20 protein-coding genes are annotated in these 25,652 nt (G+C 36.2%); 12 read left to right on the plus strand and 8 right to left on the minus strand.

The window, feature by feature from the left end; all coding sequences use genetic code 11:
• The first annotated feature begins 83 nt into the window (after window positions 1-83).
• The 9 genes from HHT355_RS03925 (at window position 84) to HHT355_RS03970 (ending at window position 13,152) form a co-directional block, all read left to right on the plus strand.
• Window positions 84-989, plus strand: coding sequence for an alpha-hydroxy acid oxidase (locus HHT355_RS03925; RefSeq protein ID WP_103202122.1), 906 nt, complete (start codon window positions 84-86; stop codon window positions 987-989).
• A 922-nt stretch (window positions 990-1,911) separates the two neighbouring features.
• On the plus strand, window positions 1,912-4,461 hold the full coding sequence (locus HHT355_RS03935) for a PEP/pyruvate-binding domain-containing protein (protein WP_103202124.1): 2,550 nt from the start codon (window positions 1,912-1,914) through the stop codon (window positions 4,459-4,461).
• 138 nt (window positions 4,462-4,599) lie between these two features.
• Window positions 4,600-5,823, plus strand: a complete 1,224-nt coding sequence (locus tag HHT355_RS03940) for an NAD(P)/FAD-dependent oxidoreductase (protein WP_103202125.1) — start codon at window positions 4,600-4,602, stop codon at window positions 5,821-5,823.
• Window positions 5,824-6,176: 353 nt separating this feature from the next.
• Complete coding sequence (locus HHT355_RS03945; protein WP_103202126.1) at window positions 6,177-6,716, plus strand: DUF3877 family protein; 540 nt, start codon at window positions 6,177-6,179, stop codon at window positions 6,714-6,716.
• 540 nt (window positions 6,717-7,256) lie between these two features.
• Complete coding sequence (locus HHT355_RS03950) at window positions 7,257-7,652, plus strand: zinc ribbon domain-containing protein (RefSeq protein WP_103202127.1); 396 nt, start codon at window positions 7,257-7,259, stop codon at window positions 7,650-7,652.
• Window positions 7,653-7,848: 196 nt separating this feature from the next.
• Entirely contained in the window at window positions 7,849-9,441 is a 1,593-nt protein-coding gene (locus HHT355_RS03955) for an ABC transporter substrate-binding protein (protein WP_103202128.1), read from the plus strand.
• A 240-nt stretch (window positions 9,442-9,681) separates the two neighbouring features.
• Complete coding sequence (locus tag HHT355_RS03960; protein WP_103202129.1) at window positions 9,682-10,629, plus strand: ABC transporter permease; 948 nt, start codon at window positions 9,682-9,684, stop codon at window positions 10,627-10,629.
• Between the two features lie 20 nt (window positions 10,630-10,649).
• Entirely contained in the window at window positions 10,650-11,456 is an 807-nt protein-coding gene (locus tag HHT355_RS03965) for an ABC transporter permease (protein WP_103202237.1), read from the plus strand.
• Window positions 11,449-13,152 carry a dipeptide ABC transporter ATP-binding protein gene (locus HHT355_RS03970; protein ID WP_103202130.1) on the plus strand — a complete coding sequence of 568 codons (1,704 nt, stop codon included), beginning with the start codon at window positions 11,449-11,451 and terminating at the stop codon, window positions 13,150-13,152. The genes HHT355_RS03965 and HHT355_RS03970 overlap by 8 nt, the downstream gene beginning before the upstream one ends.
• Window positions 13,153-13,340: 188 nt before the next feature.
• On the opposite strand, the gene HHT355_RS03975 is transcribed toward HHT355_RS03970, so the two are convergent.
• A complete protein-coding gene (locus HHT355_RS03975; RefSeq protein ID WP_103202131.1) occupies window positions 13,341-13,688 on the minus strand; it encodes a DUF1284 domain-containing protein in 348 nt (115 codons plus the stop codon).
• A 224-nt stretch (window positions 13,689-13,912) separates the two neighbouring features.
• On the opposite strand from HHT355_RS03975, the gene HHT355_RS03980 reads away from it, so the two are divergent.
• The gene (locus HHT355_RS03980; protein ID WP_103202132.1) at window positions 13,913-14,479 is read left to right on the plus strand and encodes an HD domain-containing protein; all 567 of its coding nucleotides are present in this window, start codon (window positions 13,913-13,915) and stop codon (window positions 14,477-14,479) included.
• Window positions 14,480-14,804: 325 nt separating this feature from the next.
• Here HHT355_RS03980 and nspC read toward each other — a convergent pair whose 3' ends face one another.
• The 6 genes from nspC to speD all read right to left on the minus strand — a co-directional run bounded on the left by nspC (window position 14,805) and on the right by speD (window position 21,627).
• Complete coding sequence (nspC, locus tag HHT355_RS03985; RefSeq protein ID WP_103202238.1) at window positions 14,805-15,980, minus strand: carboxynorspermidine decarboxylase; 1,176 nt, start codon at window positions 15,978-15,980, stop codon at window positions 14,805-14,807.
• Between the two features lie 13 nt (window positions 15,981-15,993).
• Window positions 15,994-17,193, minus strand: a complete 1,200-nt coding sequence (locus HHT355_RS03990; protein ID WP_103202133.1) for a saccharopine dehydrogenase family protein — start codon at window positions 17,191-17,193, stop codon at window positions 15,994-15,996.
• 299 nt (window positions 17,194-17,492) lie between these two features.
• The gene (gene speB, locus HHT355_RS03995; protein ID WP_103202134.1) at window positions 17,493-18,344 is read right to left on the minus strand and encodes an agmatinase; all 852 of its coding nucleotides are present in this window, start codon (window positions 18,342-18,344) and stop codon (window positions 17,493-17,495) included.
• Window positions 18,337-19,182 (minus strand): polyamine aminopropyltransferase, encoded by an 846-nt coding sequence (gene speE, locus HHT355_RS04000; RefSeq protein WP_103202135.1) that lies wholly within the window; start codon window positions 19,180-19,182, stop codon window positions 18,337-18,339. The genes speB and speE overlap by 8 nt, the downstream gene beginning before the upstream one ends.
• 136 nt (window positions 19,183-19,318) lie before the next feature.
• Window positions 19,319-20,800 carry an aminotransferase class I/II-fold pyridoxal phosphate-dependent enzyme gene (locus tag HHT355_RS04005; RefSeq protein WP_278320041.1) on the minus strand — a complete coding sequence of 494 codons (1,482 nt, stop codon included), beginning with the start codon at window positions 20,798-20,800 and terminating at the stop codon, window positions 19,319-19,321.
• Window positions 20,801-20,811: 11 nt separating this feature from the next.
• Window positions 20,812-21,627 (minus strand): adenosylmethionine decarboxylase, encoded by an 816-nt coding sequence (gene speD, locus HHT355_RS04010; protein WP_330403362.1) that lies wholly within the window; start codon window positions 21,625-21,627, stop codon window positions 20,812-20,814.
• Window positions 21,628-22,018: 391 nt separating this feature from the next.
• On the opposite strand from speD, the gene HHT355_RS04015 reads away from it, so the two are divergent.
• On the plus strand, window positions 22,019-23,365 hold the full coding sequence (locus HHT355_RS04015) for a hypothetical protein (protein WP_103202137.1): 1,347 nt from the start codon (window positions 22,019-22,021) through the stop codon (window positions 23,363-23,365).
• Here HHT355_RS04015 and HHT355_RS04020 read toward each other — a convergent pair.
• Window positions 23,362-24,240 (minus strand): VIT1/CCC1 transporter family protein, encoded by an 879-nt coding sequence (locus HHT355_RS04020; protein ID WP_103202138.1) that lies wholly within the window; start codon window positions 24,238-24,240, stop codon window positions 23,362-23,364. The genes HHT355_RS04015 and HHT355_RS04020 overlap by 4 nt on opposite strands.
• A 453-nt stretch (window positions 24,241-24,693) precedes the next feature.
• On the opposite strand from HHT355_RS04020, the gene HHT355_RS04025 reads away from it, so the two are divergent.
• The gene (locus tag HHT355_RS04025; protein ID WP_103202139.1) at window positions 24,694-25,551 is read left to right on the plus strand and encodes a DUF368 domain-containing protein; all 858 of its coding nucleotides are present in this window, start codon (window positions 24,694-24,696) and stop codon (window positions 25,549-25,551) included.
• Window positions 25,552-25,652 lie beyond the last annotated feature (101 nt).

The raw sequence follows: 25,652 nt of genomic DNA on the forward strand, positions 1-25,652 counted from the left end.
AAAAATCATATTATTTTGAAAACATTTTATATAACATGATCAGGATATATGAAATTTTAAATATTATATAAGGAGTGGCCGATATGAAAGATGTAGAGGGAAAAAAACCGTGGGATTCAGATCAAATAACAAGAGATTACTTTGACTCATTATTGGTAGAAATGAGGCATATTGATTCTGAAATACCTTCAACTAAATTCGAATTATACGGAGAAACATTTGATACACCAATTATGATGGCAGCCCTGTCTCATTTAGGTAATATTCGTGAAAACGGAATGGTTGAGATGGCCAAAGGTGCCTTGGAAGCTAATGCAGTTAACTGGGTAGGTATGTGTGATGAAGCGGAGTTAGAAGCTATTACGGCTACCGGAGCCCGCACCATAAGTATAATTAAACCATATGCCGATAATGACTATATTTTCCGCAGAATTGAGCATGCGGAACGGTGTGGGGTTATGGCTGTAGGCATGGATATAGACCATTCTTTCGGATCGAACGGCAAATATGATGTGGTGTTGGGCGAGAAGATGAAATCTAAGACTCTTTCGGAATTAAAGGAGTTTATTAAGTCAACTAAACTGCCCTTTATTATAAAAGGCGTTTTAAGCGAGCAGGATGCCTATAAAGCTCTGGAAGCCGGAGCTAAAGGAATTGTTGTATCTCATCATCATGGAATAATGAATTATGCAGTTCCCCCTTTATACGTATTGCCAAAGATAGCTAAAGTAATCAATCGTCAAATACCTATATTCGTTGACTGTGGAATTATAAGCGGTATGGACGCATTCAAAGCACTAGCCTTGGGTGCGGATGCTGTTTCAGTCGGAAGAGCTATTATGGAGCCGTTAAAAAAGAACGGCTGGGAGGGTGTAAAGAATCAGATTATTAAGATGACAGAAGAACTGGCCGGTGTAATGGCAAGAACCTGCTCCAGGGATATAAAGAATATAGACCCGTCCGTAATCTGGCACAGAAACGGATGGTAAAGAAAATAATAAGAGTTTAAAACGGGAGAATCTCAACTGTGAGATTCTCTTATTTTTTAATGCACCGGCTTGGTACCATCTAACGGGTGAAAATGTATAACTATTTTAATTTTTATTGTTTTTATATAAGCATGTTATTAAAACATATCCTAATAATATTTGAAAAACAGGTATATAATTTGTGCCATGGAATATTTTCGTAAAAAATTTAATGTTAAGCAGTGCAATGTAATGAGACAATGAAAAGAACAGAGAAGGTAAACCTAATATAATTAACCTGAATAAATTGATTTTCCATTTACCGGATTTTTTACTTTCGGCAGATAAATGGTCCAAACCCAAAAGAATACCGATAATAATATTGAAAATAAAAGGTATTGTAATTAAGTAAATATAACTGTTTCCGGAGCCCCATGTTCTATTGTATATAAATTCAAGCTTCTCAATAACATACTCCTTTAGAAATACGATTAAGGTAAATATAAGAATGAAAATACAATACTTTAGTAATGCTTTTTTTCTCATTATCTATCTCCTGCTTGTAAATACTAACCTGATAAACATAACTTGATAAAAAATATATTAATTAATAAAATAAAAATAGCACTTTGCTTATTATGTTCCTCGAATTATTTTCTCTTGCATATGCTTTTAATGTTTTGAAGAATATATCAAAAGTTTTATGGGTAATTGTAAGAATTATACACATTTTACATCAAATGGGCAAATATGTCAATTAATAGTGAAATCTGATAGCTTTATTTAATAGGCAGATTGTCGTTGAATGCTTACAATATTTTATTTTACGGTATGCGAATTGATGTTCAACCAAATTTACATACTGGTTTTAAATTAATTCGGTAAAGAAAATATAGTTTATTAAAGCAAAAATAAAATATCATAATCAGAAATGGGGTGGGCCATGAATCTATACGAAAAAGCAAGTACCGGTTTGAAGGGATTAGATCAGGTAATTGACTACCTGCGGTTTGGAGATAACGTAGTTTGGCAAGTGGATTCGGTTTCGGACTATAAGAAGATGGTTAATTATTTTGCAGAAAGGGCAAAAGAAGAAAACATAAAACTAATTTATATCCGTTTTGCAAAACATGAGCCTGTATTCGAAAACGATAAGGATATTAAGATATATCATATTAATGCAAAAAAAGGCTTCGAAAGCTTCGCCACTGAAATACATAATATCATAAAAGAGGAAGGTAAAAGGGTATATTACGTTTTCGATTGCCTCACTGATTTATTGGAATATTGGCATTCGGATTTGATGATCGGTAATTTTTTTAAGGCTACCTGTCCTTATTTATATGATCTATATACGGTTGCATATTTTGCTATAATACGAAATTGTCATACCTACAGTACCATAGCCGGCATTCGTGAAACAACTCAGTTACTCCTCGATCTATATCATATCAATGATAAAATCTATATTCATCCTCTTAAAGTATGGCAGCGCTATTCACCTACCATGTTTTTCCCGCATTTGATACAAGGACAGGAGGCTGTCTGCATAACTTCAAGTTCAGACGCAGCCGAACTTTTTAATAACATAAACCGTGGAGATATAAGGCTGGATAACTGGAATACTATCTTTAACGATGCGAAAAAAGTGCTTGGCGCTTCCCAAAGAAGGCAGGAAGCAGTTAAGAAGCGGCTTATGAAAATGATTATCGGCAATGACTCAAGGATGTTTAAGTTATGCGACCGGTATTTTACCCTAAAAGATATACTTGCCATTGCATCCAGAGAAATCGGCACAGGCTTTATCGGGGGTAAAAGTGTCGGAATGCTTTTGGCAAGAAAAATTTTAGAAACTGAAGGCGGTGACTTTGTTTCATCATATTTGGAGCCCCATGATTCATTCTATATCGGCTCCGATGTTTTTTACACATATATAGTTCAAAACGGCTGGTGGAGGCTAAGGGTCAAGCAAAAAACACCGGAGGGCTATTACAAATATGCCAAAGAACTTAAGGAAAAACTATTGCACGGAACATTTCCTAAAGAAATTCAGGAGCAATTTGTTCAAATGCTGGAATATTTTGGCCAGTCACCTATTATAGTACGATCAAGTTCGTTGCTGGAAGATAACTTTGGCAATGCCTTTGCCGGGAAATATGAGAGCGTTTTCTGCGTAAATCAGGGGACACCTCAGGAAAGATATGAGGCTTTTGAACAGGCAGTACGTATAGTTTATGCAAGTACCATGAACGAAGACGCATTAAACTATCGGATGAATCGGGGACTGGCATGGCAGGATGAGCAAATGGCTATATTGGTGCAAAGGGTATCGGGAGACAGGTATGGGGATTACTTTTTCCCTCATATCGCCGGTGTCGGATATTCTTCCAACCTTTATGTATGGGATGAAAGTATTGACATGAATGCAGGGATGTTAAGGCTTGTATTCGGATTGGGTACCAGAGCAGTGGACCGGACCGACGGTGACTATGTAAAAGTAGTATGCCTGGATAATCCCCTTAGAATTCCTCCGATGAATTTGGAAGACCAGAAGAAATTCTCGCAACACCGTCTGGACCTACTTTCATTTAAAGACAATATCATGGAAAGCAAAGATGTGGATGAGGTCTTATCCATACCATTAAAAACAGACAAGAATCTGTTTGTAAGCCCAGACTATGCAACTTTAGCCCGATTACGCGAACTGGGTTATAAAGATTATAAGACTCCTTATCTTTTGGATTTTAAAAAAGTTTTTACGGATACACAATTTGCCGCAATAATGAGTAAGATGCTAAAAGTTTTGTCACAAGCATACGATTATCCGGTTGATATTGAGTTTACGGCTAATTTTAATAAAGATAACGGTTTTAAAATAAATCTCTTACAGTGCCGTCCGCTGCAAACCAAAGGACTGGGAAAGACTGTTATGATACCGGAAATAAAGGATATAAAGGATTGCTTCTTCTCAAGCAAGGGTAATTTTATGGGCGGAAGTATACGCCTGCCTGTTGATTATGTAATTTTTATAAAGGCTGAAACTTATTTAAACTTGAGTGAACAGGATAAATACGAGGTGGCAAGGCAAATAGGTATTATTAACAGGGAAATGAAAGGGAAAAATACTATGCTTATAGGGCCCGGCAGGTGGGGAAGTACCACACCATCCCTTGGGATTCCGGTACATTTTTCTGAAATCTGTAACATGAAAGTCCTTTGTGAATACTCATCAAAAAAAGAAGGTTTTATGCCGGAATTGTCTTACGGCAGCCATTTCTTTCAGGATATTGTTGAATCGGAAATTTTTTATGTGGCTATATTTGACGGATATCAGGATGTGATTTTCAATCCGGACCGTATTTTACGCAAGGAAAATTTGATTGCATCTTTCCTGCCTGAAAGCAGTAGTTTTAAAGATGTAATTCATATTGCAAATACAAGCGGAATGGAGATTTATTCTGATATTGTTACCCAAAGGCTTTTGTGCAGATAAAAGTTTTCTACGCATATTAATTGATAAAAATTAAAACTGTAGAAACAATGTGATTTAATTATAAATTTGCTAAACTTGCTTAGAATATATTAGAAAGATTAAATGTTAACTTTATTTAATTAACGGAGGACATTTATTATGATAAACAGTAGTTCAGGCAGGCAAATTATAATTATCGGTACCGGGGTTGCAGGGCTTTCGGCAGCAAAAGCGGCGCGAACTCAGGACCCTGAAGCTGAAATAATTATGTTTGGTGAGGAAAATCTGGTACCGTATTATAGGCTCCGTTTATGTGAATTTATTGGCAAGAGTGCGGATTTTGATGGACTTAAAATAAATGATGAAGAATGGTTTAAGAAAAATAAAATTCGGTTGGAATTATCCTCAAAAGTTACATTAATAGATACCGGTGCAAAGAAAATTAGGGCAAACGGTAAAGAATATAGTTTTGACAGCTTAGTACTGGCTACCGGAAGTACACCCATTATGCCTCCATTTAAGGGTAAGGAGCTTTCGAAAGTTCATACCTTATGGACCTGGGCGGATGTTGCCGAAATAAATAAGAGCCTTAATGGGGCTAAAAAGGCGGTTGTTATAGGCGGCGGATTACTTGGGCTTGAAACGGCACATAAAATTTCGGAAATGGGTATAAATGTGACTTTAATAGAAGGAATGCCAAGATTATTGCCTAAGCAGTTGGATGAAGAGGGATCGCAAATATTTAATGACAAGGTACAAAGTTTGGGCATATCGGTTTTGTGTGGTAAAACCGTAACAGGGTTTGAAGGGGACAGTCTCGGAAATGTTAATAAGGTGCATATGACTGACGGAACAGTAATTGATGCCGATGTAGTTATAGTGTCGGTCGGTGTTGCACCTAACACTTCTGTTATTAAAGATACTGGTATTAGTATGGACCGGTTTGTGAGTGTTAACGAGAAAATGGAAACCAGCATTAAGGATATATACGCAGCAGGAGATGTGGCCGGTATCAAGGGCAGATGGTTTGGACAATGGGCTGTGGCAAGCAAACAAGGACAGGTTGCAGGTATAAATGCCGCGAAAGGAAATGCCGAGTACAAAATAACGGATGTTCCTTATATACTAGCCACTATGGGAACAAGAGTAGTCTGTTCGGGTGATACAGGTGTTATAAAACCGGAGAATTCTAATGAAACTTATGAAATTGACCAAAGGATTGACAAAGAAAAATTTAATTATTCCAGACTTGTATTCCGGAAGGGAGTGTTTGTCGGATATATGCTAATCGGTGAACCGGCAAAAGCTTTTAATAAACTCCAGTCATTGCTTCAGACCGACGTAAGCATTGAAAACTTATATAATGTTTTATTTAATGACTAAAATATCGTTTTCATCGATATTTTAGCCAGTGTTACTAATATAAGATTATAAAATGAAGATAAAGGTACAGATATGACTGCTTATTTTATAACAGCTTTATTGATTTGACCAGGTAAAAACATACTTAATTTCGTTGGCTCCCATTTATAGGGGAGCTTATTATTTTACGAAACATACATTCGTATAAAGAGGATATTCTGCAAGAATTTTTGAAATTTTAAAAACTTGTGATATATGGCTTACCGGCAAGTGTAGCAGAATAATCTTAAGATTTCCTGTAGAAAAATCTCAAATTTTAGGTTATAAATGATTTAGATACATCTATTTTTACTTTTTTAGATGGAGGAGTCAGGATGAATTTTTCAAAACTTAAGAAAAATATAATTGATGTTATAAAAGAACAGCAAATAAAACTTGGTTACAGAAAAGAATCTGTGCGTTTGTACTATCCGTTACAGTCACTTAACCGGCTTTTAGGCACAGATTTAAATGAAAGTGAAATGAAATCGGTTTTAAACGCATTTGCAGAATGTGTTAAAGAAGAACTGGGATCAATCGGTATTTCTTGCGAAAATAAAAGGTTTTGCTTTTTCCTACCGGAAGAAGCATCTGAATTCATTTATAGTCACACAGACCAGAATGGATTTTTATATGATTTTATATCTACGGTATCAAAACACAATGTTTCGGTTGATGAAATTATTGGGGTATTTAAAAAATACTCGGACTGTGTTCATGTTGAAAAAATTAATAACGGAGAATTTGATTACCTGATATATTTTGAAAACGGCGAGCCTGATGATTACAGGTACTGTCTGACTGTTGAAGGGGAGCATATTATTTATCATCGGTTTACTTTAGAAGACTATAAGGATTTTTATACAGACAATTAACTTAAGATTGCTTTATTAAACCGTCACTTTTGACGGTTTTTATTATTATTTTTTTGATGTCTAAATTTCTACAAATATGGATTTTAGATAAATGATATGGTTGATTGAAGTATTATAATATGGTTTTATTAACCAAATTTTAATAATATAATCAAAATATAATTTTAAATGCTTTTATCTATGATATAATTATTTATGTTGATTAAGAAAGAACGTTATTCATGTTTTATACAAGTATTTATTCCGGGATTTAGATGGTATATTGTTTGATACATACCCTGCAATAGCTACCACATATAAGGAAGTATTAAAGAAAGAATATGGTATCGACTGAGATTTTAATGAAATTTTGGACTTGGCAATAATGCAAGAAAAATCAAATGGCTGATTTTAATATAAAAGATTAGATGGACCTAAAAGAAATAATAGGTTTAAAATAAACCGGTTGGTTTAAGAAACATATATCCGTAATAAAGGGAAACCATCTATAGAGGTTTATTATGGTTTTTATTCAAACTTAAATAGAAAGGAAAGTAGTCTATGAAAAGTATAAAACCTGGAAGAGGACCGTCAAAAAAGGGTATGGTAAGTAGCATTGCTGCCATTTTATTTATTATATTTTGGTGTATAAGTGCCGCATCTATGGGAGCATATATAATGATTCCGTTTGGACTTATTGCAATCGGTGTGTCTGTTTATAATTTGATATACAACTATCATAATTTAACAAAAGAGAACCGTTACTCTATTGTTGATATAGTAGATGAAGATGAGGAGTCAGATCCGCTGAATGAGATATACGGCAGAAAAACATCTGCCAATCAATCTATCCATGAAAAAAACGGCACAAGTGTTTCATTTTGTCCTTATTGCGGAACATCTGTTTCTTCAGAATTTGATTTCTGTCCCAAGTGTGGGAAGAATCTGCCTGACTGATTTACGGGTTTAATTTATATTGAGCAGGATTTTCTGAAAGGGCAATAAAGTTTTTTAAAACGGTCTTTATTAAAGACTAAAATTACAGTAAATATGACAGCATAATGGAATATTTTCCTTGCAAAGAGAGAAAATTTGTTTTATTATGTTAGATACAATTAAATATTGTGAGTAATCATGAGTGAGGAGTGAGATTATGCTTAAAATGAAACCGGCCAAAGTATTGCTTCTTATTTTTGTATTTACTCTTGCACTCTACGGATGTAGTGGCAAGAAGGAAGATACAAATAAGAGTAAAACTCCCGCGAATGAGAACTCGTCTTTCACGGAACCTACGGAGGCGACAGAATCGGAGCCTACCTATGGGGGTTCAATCACAGTAGGTATAACCCAGGATTTGGACGGTCTTGACCCGCACAAGGCATTATCGGCAGGAACCAAAGAAGTTTTATTCAATATTTTTGAAGGATTGGTGAAGTTTGATCCTGACGGAAATTTAGTTCCGGCTGTGGCAGAAAGCTATCAGATTTCAGAAGACGGAATGGTATATACTTTTACCCTTAGGGAAAATGTGAAATTTCATGATGGCAGACTTGTTACAGCTGATGATGTCGTATATTCGATAAAGAGAAGCGCCGGTATGCTAGAACCGCAAGATCCAACGGTTATAGTTGAATCGGCGCTTTCTGTTATTTCTGATGTGATTGCAACCGGTGAAAGAACGGTCGAAATTCGCTTAAAACAGGCAGAAACGGAACTGCTTCCATATTTAACATGTTCAATTGTACCTAAGGATTATGAGGGTCTGAATACCAAACCGATCGGTACGGGGCCTTTTAAGTTTGTATCCTATACCCCGCTACAGAGTATCGTCATGGAAAAGAATGAGGAATATTATCTTAAAGGGGTTCCGTATCTTGACCGGGTTACTTTCAAGATATCATCCAATACGGATGCAGCATTTATGGAACTTCAGGCAGGAAATATAGATATCCTTCCTTATATTACCGATTCACAGGCGTCATCGCTTCCTAAAGGATATCATCTTGAATCGGGACCCATGAATCTGATTCAAGGGCTCTTTATAAATAACAAAGTTGCACCTTTTGACAATAAACTGGTAAGACAAGCCTTATGCTACGCTATAGACCGGCAGGCAGTTATAGATATGGTTGCCGGAGGGCGGGGAAACGTCATAGGTACCAATATGTATCCTGGTTTTAAGAAATATTATGACGAAAGCCTTGTTAATGTATATCCGTATAACCCGGAAAAAGCTAAGGAATTACTGAATGAAGCTGGATATCCAAACGGTTTTAAATTTACTATAATCGTTCCATCAAACTATCAGTATCATGTCGATACCGCCCAGGTTATTGTTGAACAGTTAAAACAGGTTGGAATTACAGCTCAAATTCAGCTGATTGAATGGTCCAGCTGGAAGTCTGACGTATATCAAGGACGAAATTACGAGACAACCCTTGTAGGCCTTGCTGCCGAACTGGCACCAAGAAAGGCACTATCAAGATTCTGTTCGGATGCGAATAATAATTTTATGAACTATATTAATCCTGAATTTGATGCCCTTTACAAACAAGGAGAATTAGAAACCGAAGAAGAAAAAAAGATTCAGTTGTATAAAAAGATGCAGGCTATGCTTACCAATGATGCTGTTGCCGTATTTATTCAGGATCCGCATCAGATGACTGCTGTAAATGATAAATTGGGCGGATATACTTACTATCCGATTTATGTTCAGGATATGGCACGGGTATATTATAAAAAGTAATATTATCGATTATTCTTATAATGGTCTAATAAATGGTTATATAAAAGCAGATCTGCTTATATGTCAGCAAAGAAGATAATCCACAGGAAATTCTTTTAAAGTTTCCTGTGGATTAAACCTGTAATTTAGAAAATAATATCCTATTATATTTAGAAATTAATAAATCCTACTATAAAGATAAAATTATAAATACAATTTAAAAAGTAAAATTATATTTAAATTAAGGAGGTGAAGGTACGGATGAAGTATACTTTAAAAAAATTAGCTACTCTCATAGTGTCACTGCTTATTACTTCCGTTCTGACCTTCACAGCTTTTCAGATAATTCCGGGTGACAGTGCTTTAAATGCCCTTGGTATGGATGCAACAAAAGAGCAATTGGAAAGATACCGGGAAGAGATGGGGCTTAATAAAAGCCTTCCCGTTCGATACATTAACTGGCTAAAAGGAGCATTGAAAGGGGATTTCGGTTACTCAACCCAGTACCAGATGCAAATGAAAGTCAGTACATTAATAAAAAATCGTTTGACCGTAACTTTTTGGCTGGCAGTAATGTCTTTTTTGCTTATAGTTGTTATCTCTATACCCCTTGGAATTTTTGCTGCCGGTAAAAAGAACGGTATTCCGGATTCTTTTATTACATTGATTACGCAGATATTTATGTCGGTACCCCCATTTTTTTTGGGTATGCTAATTACTTTGATTTTCGGTATCATATTAAAATGGTTTACTCCGGGAAGTTACATAAATCCGGGGGAGAACTTCGGACAGTTTTTAAGATTTATGATATTTCCTGCCATTGCGGTGGCAGTCCCTAAGATAGCCATGACGGTGAAATTCTTACGAAGCTCTTTGCTTAGGGAAATGGAACTTGATTATGTAAGAACGGCTAAAAGCAAAGGTATGACTAAGGCAAGAATTCTTATTAGGCATATACTTAAAAATGCGTTAATTCCTGTAATAACTTTTTTGGCCATGATGTTAGCTGATATACTGGCAGGAGCCATTCTTGTGGAACAGGTATTTAACCTTCCCGGTCTTGGCCGCTTGCTGGTATCATCCATCTCAAACAGGGATTATGCAGTTGTACAGGCCATTATCCTTTATATCGTATCCGTAGTAATAATTATTAATTTTATTGTTGATCTAATTTATCAATGGATTGACCCCAGAGTCAAAAGAGATTAGAGCAGGGTAGAGTGAAGAAGATGGTAAAAATAAAAGGGAAGACCTACCATTTAAATTATATATTGGGCTTGGTTATAACATCTTTAGTGCTTTTAATTGTTATTATAGGCTTTTTTTATACTCCTTATGACCCAAATACAATGAATGCAGCCTTGAAAAATTCTCCTCCGAGCCTTATGCATCCACTTGGAACCGATAATTTTGGCAGAGATATTTTAAGCCGTGTTATGGTTGGAGCAGGAACCACATATGTAATAGCCGTTTCAATAGTACTTATAGGGGCATTCTTTGGAACCGTAGTCGGAGCCCTGACAGGATATTTCGGCGGATGGTTAGATGAAGTAATAATGAGGTTTAATGATGTTTTAACCGCAATTCCGAGTATTTTGCTTGCACTGGTATTTGTAAGTATTTTTGGGACGGGAACATATAATATTATCTTTGCTCTGGGAATTTTATTTGTCCCCAGTTATGCCCGTGTGATAAGAAGTGAGTTTATTGTCCTAAGGGAAAGGGATTTTGTAAATAACGCAAAACTTATGGGGGCGGGTAGCCTGCGGATTATGTTTATTCACATACTGCCCAATACCAGGAATGTTTTGATACCTGCTCTTTTAATCGGATTTAATAATGCCGTGCTAGCCGAAGCAGGCCTAAGTTATCTGGGGCTTGGTGTACAACCCCCTCAGGCAAGCCTTGGACGTATGCTGTCAGAAGCTCAAAGTTATCTTTTGGATTCTCCGTGGTATGCATTGGCTCCGGGATTAATGATAATCCTGACAGTCCTCGGTTTTAGCCTCATCAGTGGAGGAATGGGAAATGACTAATTATGAAACACTTTTAAGCGTGGAAAATTTGTCCGTTGGAGTTTCAGATAAAAGAAAAATTAATACCGTAATAGATAATATTTCATTTGAGGTTAAAAAGGGAGAAATAATTGGAATTGTAGGAGAATCGGGGTCGGGTAAAACTATGACTGCCCTGTCGGTAATAGGGCTTCTTCCTCCGTCTGTCAAAATACTAAGCGGAAAAGTAAATTTTCACGGAAAAAATCTTCTTACCATAGAAGATAAGGAATTTCGCAGGCTTAGGGGAAGCGAAATATCAATGGTTTTTCAGGATTCTATGACATCCTTTAATCCGCTTTTAACCATAGGTGCTCAGGTAGAGGAAATGCTAAGGCTACATTCCAAATATGAAAAAGAAGAATATAAAGCTTTAACTATTGAAGCTTTAGCTGAAGTGGGTTTATCAAAACCACAGGAAATATATCAAAAATATCCCCATCAGCTATCCGGCGGAATGCGCCAGAGAGCAATGATAGCTATGGCCATGATTACCCGGCCGAAACTGGTTATTGCGGATGAACCTACGACTGCCCTTGACGTTACGACACAGAGCAAAATTCTTGGGCTGCTGAAAAAAATGAACGAAAAACATGGTACAAGTATTATCCTGATTTCGCATGATCTTAGGGTAATTCAAAGCATTTGCGACAGAGCTATTGTTATGAAAGACGGTAAGATAGTAGAAGCAGGACCGACCCAGGAGTTATTTTCTGATCCCGAAAATGAGTATACAAAAAAGCTTCTTGCCGCAATTCCCGTACCGTTTTCCAAAAACAGTATCATGTCAAAAGATATTCAAAATGAAATCTTTATCAGGAATTTGGAAAGAAATGAGAATACGTTAAAAAAAGACATACCTGACCCGGCAGAGCAGAAAAACAGACAAGATGACATACTTATGATTAAGAATCTTAATGTATTTTACAGCGAAAATGGCAAAAGACTGCTTGGAAAAAGAAGCAGGAAACAGGTAATTCATAATATGACTTTTTCGGTGAAACAGGGAGAAACTCTAGGTATAGTAGGGGAAAGCGGAAGCGGAAAATCAACGCTGGCAAAGGCTATTGTCGGACTTAATAAAGAAATTGAAGGTATTATAAATATCAATGATGGGGCTACCGAAGGGTTAGTATCTTTTTTGTCAAAGCCGCAGATGGTTTTTCAGGACCCATACGGAAGTTTAAATCCGACAAAAAAAATCGGATGGATTTTGGAAGAACCTTTAAAACTTCAGACGAAGCTTAAGAAAAAAGAACGATTAGCAAAAGTTAATGAAATTATCCGTGAAGTAGGGCTTTCAACAGAGCATTTAAAACGGTACCCTTCTCAGTTAAGCGGCGGACAAAGGCAAAGAGTAGCCATTGCTGCAGCCCTTATTGTTAATCCAAAGCTGGTTATCCTGGATGAGCCTGTATCATCACTGGATGTTACCATTCAGGCACAAATACTTCGTTTGCTTAAAGACCTGCAAAAAAAATATAATCTGACTTATGTTTTTATTTCTCATGATTTAAATGTAATCTTTCAGATTTGCGACCGGGTTTGTGTCGTATATCAGGGTGAAATTGTGGAGATGAAAGAAGCCAAGGAGTTATTTTTCTGTCCTGACCATGAGTACACGAAAGAACTGCTCAAATCGGCAATGCTGATATCAAAAAATTGCTGTCATATATAGAAACTAAAGATAAATTATTAGAAACGGAAAAAAATAAAATAATATGGAAAACAATAGAAATAACGCTGAATTATGTAATATCATTAAAGATAAAATAGGGAGTTGGTCAAGTGTAAGCTGTTAATGAAACTGACTTGCTAAACTTATTAGTATTTATGCTTATGAGTGATTACCCATAATATTTTAATCTAATCCGGATATTCCGGAATCCGGCACAGCATGGTCCAACTGCAATCGCCGCATATTTCTTCTCTTTTTCCGGGAAGGATTATGTTATGCAATATCAGGTTGCGAAGTTCCTGATAGGGTAAGATATCTCCGTCGGATAAATTGCACCTTAATAATACCTGGCTGTCGTAATATGAAACTTTTTCCTCGGTAGTACATCTATTATTTATATTATTCGGACATTTAAAGCAGATTGCATCAGCTTTGCCTGTAATTAGGATATGGGGATTGTTGTCCAGTATATTTTTAAAATCAGTCATATTTTTTACAAATTCGCTGCTATAACCTTTCCCTTTAAAATAGAACATGCAAAGTCCATGATGGGCTCTTATTTTGCATATATTATCTTTTTGAAATGAATTTTGGCAAAATTCGCAGTTTATATTTTTTGACCTAATAGATATCACCTCTAAAGGGAAATTTTAATTGTTAAAAATGATATTTCAAACAGGAAAATACCATATGCAAAACAGACTGTCAACTGATATAATGAAATAGGTTGACATTTTTTTATGTAAGGAAGGCTGGTTTGATGAAAGCACGTGAATTTCTTGAAATATTACATATAGCAGAACGATTGAAAGATACGCTCCGACATTGCACAACATCAAAAGGCAGGGTTGAAAGTGTTGCGGAGCATAGCTGGAGAACCGCACTGATGGCTTTTTTATTAAGAAATGAGTTTCCCGAACTGGATATGGATAAGGTTGTAGGAATGTGTCTTATTCATGATTTGGGTGAATGTTTTACCGGTGATATTCCGGTTTTTGAAAAAACGGAAAACGACCGTGAGGAGGAAGAAGCGTCATTAAATGAATGGATTAAATCTCTTCCGGATGATATTTCGACTCAGCTATCAGAACTTTTTATTGAAATGAATGCTCAAGTAACCAAAGAAGCCAAACTATATAAAGCACTTGATAAATTGGAAGCACTGATTCAGCACAATGAAGCTCCGATAAGTAGCTGGTCTGAAAATGAGTATGAATTAAATAAAACATATGCTTTTGATATTGTTAAATTTTCAGATTGGCTTATGACACTGAGAAAAGAGATATTGAATGATACAATGAAAAAGATTGAAACGGATAAATCTTAAATTATCTTTCTTATACAACGGATAATTGACTATTTGCAGAACGAAAGAAGTGGCAGAAAGCCAATAGGTATTTTAAAAGGATTAACAAAGGATGAAAAGTTTAAACTTATAATTGCAGCTTGGAACTTAAATTAAATACCCTTGATGTGTAATTGCGGTTACATATCAAGGGTATTTATATATTATTCAATTAAAATCATACTTAATAAAATATCTGTTTAATTATCAACACTGAATGAGCAACATCGTCACAATATTTCCATTTTTCAATTTGATTATTGAAAAAGTTACCCATAATAGGGGAATATCTTTATTTTTGACACATTTACGAAAGACGTCCTTTAAAATCTTCATACCCGAATGTCTTTATTATTTTTAATCCGTCTTCATCATTATAAGTTGCAATAGCCGGAAGATTTACACCGTTGAAGGTGTTGTTTTTTACCATGGTGTAGATAGCCATGTCGGTAAATAGGAGGATATCGCCTTCTTTAAGGGGTTCTTTAAAGGAGTAGTCTCCGATAATATCGCCTGCCAGGCAGGTCAGTCCGCCAAGCCTGTAAATATGAGGATAGTCGCCCGGTTCACCGGCGCCAACAATCTTAGGCTTATAAGGCATTTCGATTACATCAGGCATATGGCAGGCTGCAGAGGTATCAAGGATTGCAATGTCAATATTGTTTTTTACAAAATCCAAAACTCTGGCTGCAAGGTATCCGGCATTTAAAGCTATTGCTTCACCGGGTTCAAGGTAAATTTCTACATTGTACTTATTTTTTATATACATTATACATTCAATAAGAGTATCTATATCATAATCAGGCCTGGTTATATGATGGCCGCCTCCGAAGTTTATCCATTTCATTTTCTTTATGTATTTCCCAAACTTCCTGTCCACAACTTCAATCGTACGTTTTAAGACATCCGAGTTTTGCTCGCACATGGTATGAAAATGCAGGCCGTCTATACCTGTCAAGTCTTCGTCCCTGAAGTTATCAATAGTAATACCGAGCCTTGAACCTGCAGCACAGGGATTATAAATTTCGGTTTCAATTTCCGAATACTCCGGGTTTATTCTGAGGCCACATTCAATTTCCTTTACTGCGGCTTTTATCCTGTCTTTGTATTTTTTCCATTGGGAAAAGGAATTAAAGATTATATGGTCACAGATCTTTATTATTTCATCAAAATCATCTTCCCTGTAAGCCGGGGCATATATATGGACTTCCTTGCCTTTCATTTCCTCAAAACCCAGCCTTGCTTCAAAAAGGGAACTGGCTGCGGTACCGCTAAGGTACCGGCCAATCATGGGATATAATGAGAACATGGAGAAAGCTTTTTGGGCAAGTAAAATTTTGCAGCCTGTCTTATCCATTACATCTTTTAAAATTTTAAGGTTTTTTTCTAGCAGTCTTTCATCAACTATGTAAATGGGTGTAGGAAGTTTTGATATATCAATACTTAAATTTAAGGTTCTGAAAGTTTCAACATTTCTGTCCATTTCAAACATCACCTTAATTAAAAATCTCCGGTGAGAAATCTTCCTTCCAGGGCAGGCCGTTCTTGTTCAATGCATCCATAAAAGGATCGGGATCAAATTCTTCCACATTAAATACGCCCGGTTTTTTCCACTTGCCGGTTAAAACCATCATAGCGCCGATCATGGCAGGCACCCCTGCAGTATAGGATACGGCCTGGGCACCGACTTCCTTGTAGCATTCCTGATGGTCGCAGACATTATATACATAATAATTTCTCGGTTTACCGTCTTTAATCCCTCTGAAAATACATCCGATATTAGTTTTACCTTTGGTTCTGGGACCCAAGGTGGCAGGATCGGGAAGTACCGCTTTCAAAAATTGAAGTGGCTGTATCATCTTGCCTTCAAATTCTATAGGCTCTATCGATGTCATTCCGACATTTTGAAGAACCTGAAGGTGAGTCAGGTATTTTTGTGAGAAAGTCATCCAAAATCTTATTCTTTTTACGTTCTTTATGTTTTTTGCCAGGGACTCTATCTCTTCATGGTGAAGAAGATAAATATCCATGTAGCCAATTTCGGGGAAATTGAAAGTCCGTTTTATTTCCAGAGGTTTTGTTTCAATCCATTTACCGCCTTCCCAGTAGCTTCCGGGAGCAGTTATTTCACGGATATTGATTTCGGGATTGAAGTTGGTGGCAAAAGGATAACCGTGGTCCCCTGCATTGGCATCCAGAATATCTATGTAATGGATTTCATCAAAGTAATGCTTCTGGGCATAAGCGGTAAATACTCCGGTAACTCCCGGATCAAAACCGCTTCCCAAAAGGGCTGTAATACCTGCCTTTTCAAATTTTTCTTTGTATGCCCACTGCCATTTGTACTCGAATTTCGGTACTTCAGGTGGCTCGTAATTGGCGGTATCCACATAGTCCGTCTTTGTTGCAAGGCAGGCTTCCATAATGGAAAGATCCTGATAAGGCAAAGCAACATTTATGACGATATCGGGTCTAAAACGGTTAATTAAATTTATTACTTCTTCGGTCTTGTCGGCATCTACCTGGGCAGTATGTACTTTGGTCTTACCTCCATCCAATTCTTTTTTAAGCTCATCGCATTTTGACAAAGTCCTGCTGGCTATTATAATTTCTTCGAAAACATCAGGATTTTGTGCACATTTGTGAGCAACAACTCTGCCGACTCCACCGGCTCCGATAATTAATGCTTTTCCCATATCAAAAAACCTCCATTTCGTAATGTATTTTGATAAACACTATAATATATTAGTGCTGTATGTCTTATTCAGTTATTAATAGACACTAATGTAGTGGACTAACAAATTAATTATTGATAGAAGGCATTACAATTAACTTATAAGTTACAGGCTAAGATATCTTGCCAATTTTAAAATGAATTTACATTTATGTATTAGTAAGCCTTTATAAGTACTTTAAAAAATGATTGATATACTGAGGTATAAATATTTTTAAGTATCAAACAGATGCTTAGTAAAAACTGATTTTAATTAATTACTTACCTATATACGTATAAAAGAATTTCCCTTAAAAGCTTGCAGGCCAGGGCAGTTGATGCTCCCGAAGGATCAAGGGGAGGGGAAAGCTCTGTCATATCGAGGGCAACTATATTCAGGTTTGATATTTTTTTAATAGCATTAAGAAGTTCATTAAAAGTCACACCGCCTGCTTCCGGTGTTCCTGTACCGGGAAATACGGATGTATCAAGAACATCAAGATCAATGGTTAAATAAACGGGCTTATCTTTTAAAATATCTACTGCATAATCCAAATCATTGAAATTATAAAAGCAGGTATGGACATGTTTTCTGCCCCAGTATATTTCTTCCTTAGAGCCGCTTCTTATACCGAACTGAAAAATCCTGTTGTCCCCGACCAAATCCCAGCAACGTCTGATGACCGTGGCATGAGAAAGGGGTTCACCTAAGTATTCATCCCTTAAATCAGAATGGGCATCAAAATGAATTATGTGTAGGTCTTTATGCAATTGTGTCACAGCCCGAATAGCACCTAAGGTAACCAGGTGTTCCCCGCCTATCATAAATGGGATTTTTTCATCTTTTAGTATTTCTGATGAAAATACTTCAATTTGCTCAAGAGCTTTTGCCGGATTTCCAAAAGGCAGTTCCAAATCTCCGGCATCGAAAACATTTATATCTTCCAGGTCCTTATCCTGATAAGGGCTGTATGTTTCCATCGAATAACTTTCGTTTCTTATTGCCGAGGCGGCAAACCTTGTACCGGGACGGTATGAAGTTGTCCCGTCATAAGGAGCTCCAAAGACAACTATTTTGCTTTCAGAATAGTTATTATCACAGCCTAAGATAGTATGGATATTCTTCTCAAGCATTATTAAGCAACTCCTTTACATAGGTAGGCAGTGCAAAACAGCCTTTATGAAGTTCCTTATTATAATATCTCGTATTGATACCAAGCATTGACCAGTTCGAGCTTAAGTCATCTATGGGGTCCAAACCTTTGGATGCAAAACCGAAAAGCCAGTGGCCTGAAGGATAGGTAGGTAAGTGTGCCTGATAAACCTTTGCTAAAGGAAATATTGATTTTATCCTGTTATGGGTTTTTTGTGCAGCCAGGGCATCATTCGGATAATAGGGACTTTCATGTTGGTTTATAAGTATTCCGTCTGATTTTAATGCTTTGTAGCAATTACCGTAAAACTCCCTGGTAAAAAGGTCTTCTCCCGGTCCGAAAGGATCGGTTGAATCTACTATTATTAAATCGTATTCGTTATTCTTACTTCTAACAAATTTAAGGCCGTCTTCATAATATATATGTACTCTGGGATCATCAAGTTTGCAGGCGGTTTGAGGCAGATATTTTTTGCATAAATCAACGACAAGTTTGTCTATTTCTGCCATATCAATACGTTTTATTGTTTCGTATTTGGTAAGCTCCCTGATTACGCCACCGTCGCCTGCACCGATAACCAGGACATCCCGAATTTCCGGGTTTACCGCCATTGGGATATGAGTCATCATTTCATGGTATATAAATTCGTCTTTTTCGGTAAGCATAAGATACCCATCAAGAACCAGGACTCTTCCGAAAGCATAGGAATCAAATATGTCTATCCGCTGAAATTCGCTGTTAAGGCTTATTACGGGCTTGTCTATCTTAATTGAAAACCGTGCATTTTTGGTATAATATTCGGTAAACCATAAATCCATATCATTCCTCCTTAACAGGAAAATTATTATTTATCCTAAACAGGATAATTTGTAATCATTCCTATTAAAATTTACAATTAATTAATATATTATTGAGAATTATCTGAATTGTTTAAAATATTTGATATTATATTAATCAAATTCCTGTAAAATGTTCATTTAAATTAAGTTCGGTTTTCTCATTTAATACAAGAATATTTTCCAGTTTAATATCCTGAGTTCCCATAAGCTGGCTGCCCTTTTCCTTGGCGTAAGCAATGTAATCGATAATTTCATCGGTTATTCTTTCTCCCGGGGTTAATATGGGTATACCTGGAGGATAGGCCATGACAAATTCACCGCTGACCATACCCTTGCTTTTGTTAATAGGCATAAATTTTTTATTTCCGAAGAATGCTTTTTGCGGAGTCAAAACCACATCGGGCTTTATATAATTCAGACAAAACATATTCTTAGGGTCTCTTGCATAAAGTCGTTTAATCTCATAAAGGGCTGAAATAAGCCTTTCTGTTTCCATAGCTCTGTCACCGGCAGATATAATAGCTAAGATATTGCAAAGATCGCCGAATTCCACCTGAATCCCGTATTCGTCCCGTAAAATATCATAAACTTCAATACCTGCAAGCCCGATTTCGCTGGTATTTATTGAAAGTTTGGTTGTATCAAAGCCATGTACATTTTCATGGTTAATAAGCTCGCGGGAAAAGGCATAATACCCTCCCAGGCTGTTTATTTCCTTCCTTGCATACTCAGCCAGTTCATTTGCTTTGTTAAAGATGTCTTTTCCGTGCAGGCTTAAATTTTTTCGGGCTAAATCAAGGGATACAAGTAGCAGGTAGGAAGCACTGGTTGTCTGGGTTAGGCTTATGATTTGCCGTACATAGTCATGGTTAACGTTTTTGCCGCATAACAGGAGGGAGCTTTGAGTTAATGACCCGCCTGTTTTATGCATGCTTACGGAAGCCATATCCGCACCGGCAGCCATGGCGGAAACGGGCATATTGTCCCCGAAGTAAAAATGGGTTCCGTGAGCTTCATCCACCAGTACCAGCATATTTCGGCTGTGGGCAAGTTCAACAATTTCTTTCAAATCAGAGCATATACCGTAATATGTAGGATTGTTTATCAATATGGCTTTGGCATCCGGATGGTTTTCCATCTCCCTTTTTATATCAGTTATTGACATACCCAAGGCTATGCCGAGCCTCTTATCTATGCCGGGGTCTATATAAACCGGAACCGCTCCGCTTAAGATAAGGGCGTTTATGGCACTTATATGGACGTTTCTGGGCAAAAGGATTTTTTCACCGGCTTTTACGGCTGACATTATCATGGCCTGAACGGCAGCAGTAGTACCGTTAACAATAAAAAAGCACCTATGGGCTCCGAAAGCCTCTGCAGCCAAATGCTGGGCATCTTTTATGACCGATACGGGGTGATTTAAGTTATCAAGGGGCTTCATTGAATTAACGTCAGCCTTTAAGCATTTTTCTCCCAAAAATTCGGTAAGTTCCTTATTGCCCCGGCCGCCTTTATGCCCCGGAACGTCAAAACGTACAATCCGATCATTTCTGTATTTTTCCATAGCCTCATAAAGAGGGGCTTTATTTTGATCCAATTTTACACCTCCTATGAATTGTAGATGTTCATACCGCTGAAGATCTCAATCATTTCTTTGCGAAGGCTGTTTGTGATTTCGAGCCTTTTCATAGGAGGAAGTTCATATACATCCTGATTAAAGAGATAATTTTGAAGCTCTATCTCTTTTATCAGCATTTTCGTATGAAATGTGTTGGACTGATATACATTCACGTCAACAGCATCATATTTTCTTAAAATATTGTCGTCTATAAAATCCTGTATGGACTTTATTTCATGGTCAATAAAATATTTCTTTCCGTGTATGTCGCGGGTAAAACCTCTTACCCGGTAGTCTATGGTTATAATATCTGAATCAAAACTGTTAATAAGAAAATCAAGGGCATTTAAAGGGGATATTTGTCCACAGGTGGATACATCGATATCCACCCGAAATGTAGAAATGGCATTATCGGGATGATATTCCGGAAAAGTATGTACGGTTACATGACTTTTATCCAAATGGGCATGGACAGTTTCTTTCTGCATAGCCATGCCATTGGCATGATCTGAAGTGTAAGATTCATTTATTTCATAGGGATACATTTGTCCCTCTGATATCAGTATGTTCACAGAAGCTCCTTGTGGTTCATAATCCTGCTTGGAGATATAAAGTATATTTGCTCCAATAATGTCAGCAACCTTGCATAGGATAGTAGTAAGCCTCTCGGAATTATACTGCTCGTCGATGTATTTGATATAATCATTTTTTTCTCTTTCACTAGCAGCATAGCATACGTCGTAAATATTAAAGCTAAGGGCTTTTGTAAGATTATTAAATCCATACAAGGTTAGCTTTTTCTCCAACCCTAACATCACTGCCTTTCTTAATAATACTTAATTCTTAAGGGATAATAAATGCCTGTTGAGCATAAATTATTACACATTTTACAGGTAAATGCAATACATAATTAACAACATTAAACAAAATTATGTGAGTATTATTAATAAATTAGGTTAGTTTTACTAATAAATAATTCACAGTCATTAAAGTCGGAATTCATTGATTTTAGCAAATCATATTGCTATAATATTCCTACAATTATGTTATTATATTATTTCTTAAATTTTAATAACAGCATTCAGATCGGGTTTCTTACCGGTTTAACTTTAAATAATTGTACAATACGAAAAATACATTGGGTTAATCTTATTGTTTACCGTAAGGTTAGACGGTACTTAGATTTGGAGGTTTATAATGAAACGATTAATTCTTATATTTATTGCCGTGATTATGGTAATAGCTTCATCAGGCTGTAAGAACAAGTATGGTATAAATGACGTTAACGAAGCAAAAAGTACGGGTAATATTACAGAAACTGACGGCCTAGAAGCAAATACGTCTGACAATGAAGCACAAAATACAGAAAAAAGTATTGAAACTGCAGATGTTTTATCAAATGTTCAAAGTAAAAATGAAGAAGATGTAACAGAGCAGGAACCGATAAACAGCCTTAACGATTTGAATAAAAAATTCCGTTCTTTAAAAATTCAAAAGAGCGGTGATACAGGTGAATATGAGGCGTCAAAAAGTCTTGTATATATAATCTATGATATGCTTTCAAAAGTCGAACCGGTGTATCTTGATACTCCTGAAGGGAAGAAAACAGCAGAAGCTTTTAACTATAACTATTATGATTATCTTCTGAAATTTGAAGGGGCAAAGGACATTCTTTTTGTTAGAGAGGGTAATGCCCTTCATTTTGAAGGAGAAAAGCAGATTTATTATCTTTGGGGAAATGCCGATTCATTATGGGACAGCCTGATATTTGACACAGAGAAAAAATTTGTTGATATAGAAGGTGAAAAAATCAGGCTGATGAGAAATGCTTTTAAAGAAGATTTGGACGGGGACGGAAACGCAGAAGATATCGAGCTGTTTTATGAAAGAGGAAAAAATTTAGATTTACACGGAAGTTTGTATATAAGCATTAATAAAAGCAAAGTTCTTATAATGGAAGAAGACTGGTTTACCATGCCTTACCGTATCGTCGGAGAAATGCCGAAAGTCAGTTTCCTTAAAGAGAAAAACGGCAACAGCAAAGCAGTACTGGTAATATACTCCTGGGCAACCAACGGAGTTGGGTCTACGGGGGAATTATATGCCTATAAATTTACGGACGGCCAAATTAGTGAGCTTACTGTTAAGGAACCGGAAAAAATTATGACATACAATGGTAATGATATACTAGATATAAAATATCCTGAACTTAACAAAAACTTTGATTTAAGAGTTGATCCTATATTATATAAACAAATTCATGGAACAGAGGAAAATGCTGAAAAACATCCAATAATTAATGATATTTTTTCCTTTCATACTCTTTGGTATATCGTAAATGATTTTAACGGGGATGCGGTAGAGGATCTTTGCAGGGTTTCAATTCCGTATAAAACACCAATTGATTATTGCTATGAATATATCTATTACGAATATGAAAAAGGAGAAATAAAACCGGTTCAGGCAATTTATGCACCGACTTATGGTGAAGATAAAAAGAATGCAAGTGTAACGAAAATTGGAAGAATAAAAATATCATTCTAAATGTCGACTCCCAAAAACAGTCTGATGAAATATCCGATTATAAAGGATATTACAGCCACTCCCAGACTTATACCGGCCATTTCAAAAAATCTCTCTTTAAATGAAAGGCCTTTGGCTACCGATATGTAAAAATTAAAAACAAGAATAATTAAGATAGCTGCAATTATAGTAAATACAAGGCTTACCACATAGTTGGAGAATATAAGGTAAGGTAAAACAAGACATACAACGGTAAAAACATAAGCTCCTCCGGTATATAGGGCTGATTTGAAGGCCCGGGCATTATCCTCTTCAGTTCTGGTTGAAAGATATTCCGAAGTTGCCATAGAGAGTGAAGCCGATATACCGGTAATAAGGCCGGCAAGGGCAATAAGGCGCGTATTTTTAAGGGCAAATGTAAGACCTGCAAGAGTACCCGTTAACTCAACGAGAGCATCGTTAAGTCCGAGAACCATAGAACTTACAAATTTAAGCCTTTCTTCCTCGATTATTTCAACTAATCCTTTTTCGTGCTTGTCCTCTTCATCGGCAATTCTTTTAAATTCGTCAATGTTTTCGCCAAGTTCCCTGTAAAGATTCTCTGAGCTTTTTTCTCCTCTTTCCATTAGTTTTATACCGAAGGTAATGCCAAATATCAACGAAATAAGGGTGTAAAATAATATCTTTAAAGAATTCGGTTTTTTATCAGTTCCGGTAAATGTTTTAAGCACATTATAATGGTGGTGTTCATCCATGGCAATTTGCTTTAGTATGTTACTGTTATATTCATTTTTTATGTACGAGGACAATCTTGAATAGATATGGTATTCTGTAATTTCATTTTTTTGTGCTTTCTGCAATGATTTCATGGTATCAGCACTTATTCTGTAATTCATTTACCACACTTCCTTTTGCTTCATATTTTTAAATAAGAATTTTATAATTGACAGTTGAGTTTATTAGCACAACTTATGTTTAAACGGATTTACTGTGTATAATATACCACAAAATACAGAAATAAAACAGAGGATAACGCCTTTGTTTTAGTGTTGTTAGTTTTATTTTCCGCATGTTTGGAATTGGACATATTTATGTTACGAGAGTAAATAACCTTAATCCATAAATAGATTAACATTAATCATTAAAAAAATATTTTTAATAAAACCAATTATATCAATGTTATATTCAATTTCCGGTAATAATTTGCGGAAAGCCGCGATAAAATGTGGCCCTTAAATAGGACAGAAGTGCAGATATTTAATTTACATATCAAATATATAATGTTATAATTTTCATCAGTGAGTCTGTATAAAAGGAGGAAAGCACCATTTAAAGGTGTGTTAATACATATGAACAGCAAACTAAAAGACAACTTATTAATTATATTAAAAGGTTATATTATAGGGTCATCCATGAGTGTCCCCGGAGTCAGCGGTGGCACTATGGCAATTCTTCTTGGTATTTATGATAAACTGATTAGTTCTATCAGTAATTTTCTAAAGGACATCAAAGGTAATTTTCTTTATCTTGTGAAATTTGGAATCGGAGCCGGAGCAGGGATATGCTCTCTTTCGTTTTTAATTAAATGGTTGTTGGAGAGATTTCCATTACCGGTATCGGTGTTTTTCCTGGGAGCGGTAGTTGGCGGTATTCCGGCATTGTATAAGAAGGCAAAAGAATACTCATTAAAGGTATCATCGGGTATTTATTTCTTGCTGGGTATCATCATTGTAATTTCTATCGGGTTTATACCGGAAGGAAGTCTTGATATCAGTTCCGGTACCGGACTAGCCCATTATTTTATGCTTCTGTTAACCGGTATTGTAATAGCCTTGGCTTTGGTGCTTCCGGGAATCAGTACTTCTCATATGCTTCTTGTACTTGGAATGTATGAAACTATGCTGGAGGCAATAACCAATTTTGATGTTGTTTACATAGGTATTTTGGGAATAGCCACTTTAATAGGCGTATTTATTATTACTAAACCAATCGAGTGGGTAATGAAAACTTTCCCTCACCAGACCTATTGTATGATTATTGGATTTGTATTTGGATCAACAACCGAGATTTTTCAGGAGAAAATCTTGCCGGCAATTCCTGAAAGTACGGATACATTATGGTGGATAGGCTTTGGGTTAATGTCTATAGTTGCATTTGTGTTAGGATTTATGGCTATAAAGTATCTGTCAAAATACCAGGAAGATTAACTTTAACCGGATTTTAAAGCAAATTAAATCATGTGGTATGGAATAAAATAGTTAGTTAATATTTAAAAGGCGTTATTACAGGGTTTTCGTATATCAACTAT

Origin of the sequence: Herbinix hemicellulosilytica (genome assembly GCF_002904165.1) — a bacterium.
GTDB classification, from domain to species: Bacteria; Bacillota; Clostridia; order Lachnospirales; family Lachnospiraceae; genus Mobilitalea; species Mobilitalea hemicellulosilytica.